This is a genomic window from Candidatus Bipolaricaulota bacterium, from assembly GCA_021159055.1.
GTDB lineage: Bacteria > Bipolaricaulota > Bipolaricaulia > UBA7950 > UBA9294 > S016-54.
This window is the reverse complement of the sequence record JAGGSO010000069.1, coordinates 1-4,986: the sequence shown is the minus strand read 5'-3', so window position 1 is coordinate 4,986 and position 4,986 is coordinate 1. Positions and strand designations below refer to the sequence as shown.

6 protein-coding genes are annotated in these 4,986 nt (G+C 55.5%); 4 read left to right on the top strand and 2 right to left on the bottom strand.

The window, feature by feature from the left end; translation table 11 throughout:
• Positions 1-127: 127 nt before the first annotated feature.
• Entirely contained in the window at positions 128-841 is a 714-nt protein-coding gene (locus J7J55_03575) for a PD-(D/E)XK nuclease family protein (GenBank protein MCD6141787.1), read from the bottom strand.
• Between the two features lie 291 nt (positions 842-1,132).
• Between J7J55_03575 and J7J55_03570 the strand changes: the two genes are divergently transcribed.
• The 4 genes from J7J55_03570 to J7J55_03555 all read left to right on the top strand — a co-directional run bounded on the left by J7J55_03570 (position 1,133) and on the right by J7J55_03555 (position 3,501).
• Positions 1,133-1,915 carry a type IV toxin-antitoxin system AbiEi family antitoxin gene (locus tag J7J55_03570; protein MCD6141786.1) on the top strand — a complete coding sequence of 261 codons (783 nt, stop codon included), beginning with the start codon at positions 1,133-1,135 and terminating at the stop codon, positions 1,913-1,915.
• Complete coding sequence (locus tag J7J55_03565) at positions 1,908-2,819, top strand: nucleotidyl transferase AbiEii/AbiGii toxin family protein (protein ID MCD6141785.1); 912 nt, start codon at positions 1,908-1,910, stop codon at positions 2,817-2,819. The genes J7J55_03570 and J7J55_03565 overlap by 8 nt, the downstream gene beginning before the upstream one ends.
• Before the next feature lie 185 nt (positions 2,820-3,004).
• Positions 3,005-3,247 carry a type II toxin-antitoxin system HicB family antitoxin gene (locus tag J7J55_03560; protein ID MCD6141784.1) on the top strand — a complete coding sequence of 81 codons (243 nt, stop codon included), beginning with the start codon at positions 3,005-3,007 and terminating at the stop codon, positions 3,245-3,247.
• Positions 3,247-3,501 carry a type II toxin-antitoxin system HicA family toxin gene (locus J7J55_03555; GenBank protein MCD6141783.1) on the top strand — a complete coding sequence of 85 codons (255 nt, stop codon included), beginning with the start codon at positions 3,247-3,249 and terminating at the stop codon, positions 3,499-3,501. Before J7J55_03560 ends, J7J55_03555 begins: the two co-directional genes overlap by 1 nt.
• A gap of 169 nt (positions 3,502-3,670) precedes the next feature.
• On the opposite strand, the gene J7J55_03550 is transcribed toward J7J55_03555, so the two are convergent.
• The coding region (locus J7J55_03550) for a DUF3387 domain-containing protein (GenBank protein MCD6141782.1) at positions 3,671-4,986 on the bottom strand (1,316 nt) is incomplete at its 5' end.

Sequence of the window (4,986 nt, the reverse complement as noted above, 5' to 3'; positions counted from 1 at the left end):
CGATCTCTCCGGTGAGATACAACCGGAAAGTCGGTCTTGCGCTGTTCTGCCCGATAGCATAGAAGGTAAGGCTTACCCGTTCGAGGTTGTCCTTCCCGCCAGATTGCCGATCTCCGGCGCAGTTCAGCTAGCGAGGCATCCAGTTGAGGAGGGAATGGAGCCGGGCGCAGTCCTCGCATCCCGGTCTCCCCGGGGGAGGAGCGGGCAGGTCGAAGATCTCGCGGGCCCGGATGAACAGCGGAGCCAGCCGATCCATGTTCAACTCGACCGGATGGACCGAGACGGAGAACTGCATGGCGAATCCATCGGGAGAGTGGATTGTAGGTTGCGCCGCTGTTTCCGCGTCAGTGACCGGTTCAGCGTAGACCAGAGCGAGCTTGGAGACCTTGCCGAAGTCGCGGCGTTCCGCGATCAGTGCGTACGCGTTCAGCTGCACTTCGTACATCGGCAGGAGCTTATCCTGGTTGGCCGTGTACTTAGCCGTCTTGTAGTCGATGATCGCGATCGTGCCGTCGACAAGCTTCAGCATCCCGTCCGGCGCGCCGGTGAGGAGGATCCCGTAGTTCGGGAGCTCAAGCTGGAACTGAGAATGATGTGGCGGAGGGATGTAGTCAATGATCGGCCCGAGCTTGGAGAGCCATGTCGGCAGATCCCCGTGCTTGTCTATCCAGCCGTGCACGACGTGTTTGGTGTAAGAATCGATCGAACTGAAGATCCCGGGAAAGATCTGGTAAGGAAGTCGGTTGTGCGTCTTTAGTTTCAACCAGGCGCAGCGGGGGCAGAACTCAGGGAGGGCAAACTCACCGAGGTTCTTGCCGGAAATTCTCAATATTTCTGTCATCACCTTGCAATTGTACCAGGATAAGGATCGGCGAAGAAACGATCGATCGGACTTGCGCTCGCCATGGTCATCGAAAAGGCCTCGCTACTGAACGAAGACTGAGCCAGGGCATCATGGAACTCTTGCCGAGGGCGTCTTACATTACAGGGAAGCCCCCGCGTAAAGTTGGACCCTTATGTTGCGTGCCGGAATGGTTTATTCCTTTTGACAAATAGCCAGGGATACTGGATAATTAATCATAAAAACGAACCAGATCGATCACTGGTTCACAACCAAGTAGGAACGGCTAGTATGACTGGTAAAAAGATCTCGAAGATAAACCGGGTATTTCGAGAATGGCCCCGTGGTACGGTTATGACCCAGACGCGGCTTGACCAGCTTGAGGTTTCCAGTAAACTGGCAAATTGGCATGTAGGATCCGGATGGCTGGAGCGCTTCGGCGCAAGGGCGTTCATCCAGCCAGGCGATCAAGTCGATTGGCGGGGAGGGCTCTATGCTTTGCAAACTCAGCTCGGCCTGAGCGTGCATGTTGGAGCACGCACAGCTCTGGAGCTACAGGGCCTTTCTCACTTTGTTCCACTTGGACAACAGGAGAAAGTCATCCTGATAAGCGACCGTCCGGAGCGACTACCGGCATGGTTCCGCAATCATCCATGGAAAGTCAAGCTGGAACATCATTGTCTGTCTTTGTTCAAACGTATTCCAAACGCAGCGTCCATCAAGCTGGATTGCGGCGGGTTTGAGATTGTCGCATCGAGCCCGGAACGTGCAATCATGGAGCAAATGAGCCTCGTCAAGGTGAATGACGATATCGAGCAGGCGTACCAGTTGATGGAAGGGCTGACCACCCTCCGGCCAAACGTAGTCCAGGACCTACTGGTGAACTGCCGATCGGTAAAGGTCAAGCGGTTGTTCCTCTGGAGTGCAGAGACTATCGGACACGCCTGGTTCCATCGCTTGGATCTTGCACAGGTCGATCTCGGTAAGGGCAGGCGTCAACTCTACAAGGGGGGACGGCTCAACCTGAAGTACCAAATAACCGTACCCGCGCGAGAGGAGCTTCCCGGTGTTTGACCGCCGTTACGATGCCCAGGTCAGATTATTGATCCGCTGCCTTCCCGAGATCAGCCGGTATCCTTGTTTCGCTTTGAAGGGCGGCACCGCCATCAACCTGTTTGTGCGAGATCTGCCGCGTGTGTCGGTTGATATTGATCTGACCTACCTTCCTCTGAAGACGAGAGATGACGCATTGCGAGAGATTCGGGAGGCTCTCCGGTCTCTCAAGAGAGGCATCGAGCAACGTATCCCTGAATCGATAGTTCAAGAGTCCCGCAGCGGGGAGCACATCGTAAAACTCCTTGTCTCCACTCCGGAAGCAACGGTCAAGATCGAACCCAACCTGATCATCCGTGGCTCTGTCTATACACCGGAGGAGCGGGATCTGTGTCCGACCGCGCAAGAGCACTTCGGTGCCTTTGCAAGCGTCCGGACGTTATCCGTGGCCGATCTGTATGGAGGGAAACTCTGCGCGGCCTTGGATCGGCAGCATCCCCGTGACTTATTCGATGTTAAGCTGTTACTCGACAACACCGGGATCACTCCCCAGATTCGCCGTGCATTCGTCGTCTATCTAGCCGGTCACAACCGACCGATGAATGAGCTTCTGGCCCCCAAGCTTCGAGACATCAACCAGCTCTACGCGGATCAATTTGTAGGGATGACTCGAAACGATGTATCACTCGATGATCTCTTGGAAGTGCAGCATAATTTGGCCGATATCATCGTTCATGCCCTCGACGATTCAGAAAAGGAATTTCTCATATCCGTTAAACGGGGTGAACCGAAATGGGAGCTGGTGGAAATCGACCACCTTGACCAGCTCCCCTCTATCCGCTGGAAGCTCATCAACATTCGCAAGATGAACCCAGAAAAGCACAAAGCAGCACTCAATCGGTTGATACAAGCTCTAGCTAAATAGAGAGTGGAGAGGAGTTTACCGTTGTGTCCATGTTAGTCGGAGGAATCTAGGTGCGCCCCCCTCCTTTCTAGCAATTACGCATCTCAATGTTGGAATGCAAGACCAAACCCCGCCTCCTCCAAACCCCGCCTCCTCGCTTGACAATCGGTTGGGATGGGAGTAGCGTTCCAGAGTGGGGGTGAAGGATGACGAAGACTTATCGGCTTACAGCAACTATCTGGAAAGAACCAGAGGGATATGTTGCTAAGTGCTCTGAACTGGGAGTAGCAAGCGCAGGTGATTCTCCATCCGAAGCGCTCGCCAATCTGAAAGAAGCGACTGAGCTTTACTTGGAGAACGCAAAAGCACTTGGCATGCTTGATGACTTGAAGGGAATCCTGTCCGGCGAAGAGAAGTTCACTTCAGTCCTTGAGGTAAACGCCTCTTAATGGTTAATCTGCCGTCAGTTTCTTCAGCGGAAGTCCTGCGGGTACTGCGCAAAGCCGGATTCATTGATGCCCCTCATCGCGGCAAAGGGAGCCATGTAGCTCTCTATCATGTGGACCAGCACGGCCGTAAGAATTTGGTGATCGTGCCTAAGCGTAAGGCTCTTCCAAAGGGTACTTTACTGGCCATTCTGAACCAAGCAGGATTAACGCGAACGGAGTTCATCCGCCTACTAAAAGAGCAACCCCTTAAGTAGCAGAAAAGAAAGTGTTTGCTCTTGTAAAACCGCGGAAGTGATGTTGTTCTAATGTTTGGTTGCAAGACCCGAGTTCTACAACCTGCCAGCTCGGTGCGCCGGGGTTTGAAAAGCGGCTTGCCATGCGCGGCGATGGCAAGGCTAACATGGGGCCGAACCGCTGTTTTGCTCAGGAAACAACCCAATCGCTACACAACACCTCGGTTTGTTCCAGTACAAGTTCCGTGGCCTGTTCCTGCTTGTCCGGCGGATAGCCGTATTTTCGCAGGATGCGCTTGACCAACACCCGCAATTGTGCCCGGGCGTTTTCCCGCCTGCTCCAGTCCACGGTCACGCTCTTGCGCACCCTGTCTACCAATTCTTGGGCGATCTTCTTCAATGTTTTATCGCCAAGAACCTCCACCGCGCTTTCGTTGGAGGCCAAGGCGTCGTAAAAGGCGGCTTCGTCTTCGGAGAGCCCCAGTTTTTCACCCCGGCGCTGAGCCTCCCGCATTTCCTTGGCGATGGCGATCAGCTCTTCAATGACCTGTGCCGCGGCAATGGCGCGGTTGTGGTACTTGTTCAACGCCTCTTCCAGCATCTCGGCAAACGTCCGTGACTGCACCACGTTCTTCCGCAGCCGCACCTTTATTTCGTCTTGCAGAAGTTTCCTGAGCGTCTCCACCGCCAGGTTCTTTTGCGGCAACGCCCGCACCTCGGCCAGGAACTCGTCCGACAGGATGGAAATGTCCGGCTTGTCGAGCCCTGCGACCGCGAAGATATCCACCACCTCGCGCCCAGAAACCGCCCTCGAAACCAGTTGCTGCACCGCCGCCTCAATCTCTTCGGGCGTGCGTTCTGCAGAACTTACGGTCGCCTTGACGAGCGAAGCCCGGATCTCCTGGAAGAGACCCACTTCATCGCGGATGGCCAACGCCTTCTCGTGGGGCACCGCCAGGGCGAACGCCTTAGACAGCGCCGCCACGGCCTGCAAATAGCGTTTCTTGCCGTCCTCCTGCCCCAAGATAAACTCCATGGCGTCCGCAACGCCCTGCATGCGGGCGGCGGTGTCTGCCGTGAGTAGCGATCGGTAGTCAAAGCCGTGCAGGATGCCCTGGACGACTTCGTATTTCTCCTTCATCACCGCCACGGCCTCGTCTTGGTCGATGGCCGCACTGCCACGGCCGCCGCTTTCTGCATAGACGGCTAACGCGCGTTTGAGCGAATCGGCAATGCCCAGATAGTCCACTACCAGCCCACCCGGTTTGTCACGGAACACGCGATTTACCCGGGCAATGGCCTGCATCAGGTTGTGGCCGCTCATGGGTTTATCGATATACATCGTATGCAGACAGGGAACGTCAAAGCCGGTCAGCCACATGTCCCGCACGATCACAAGCTCCAACTCATCGTTGGGGTCCTTGAATCGGCGGGCAAGAAAGTCGCGACGCTCCTTGTTACGGACATGTGGCTGCCAATCTGGAGGATCGGACGCCGAGCCGGTCC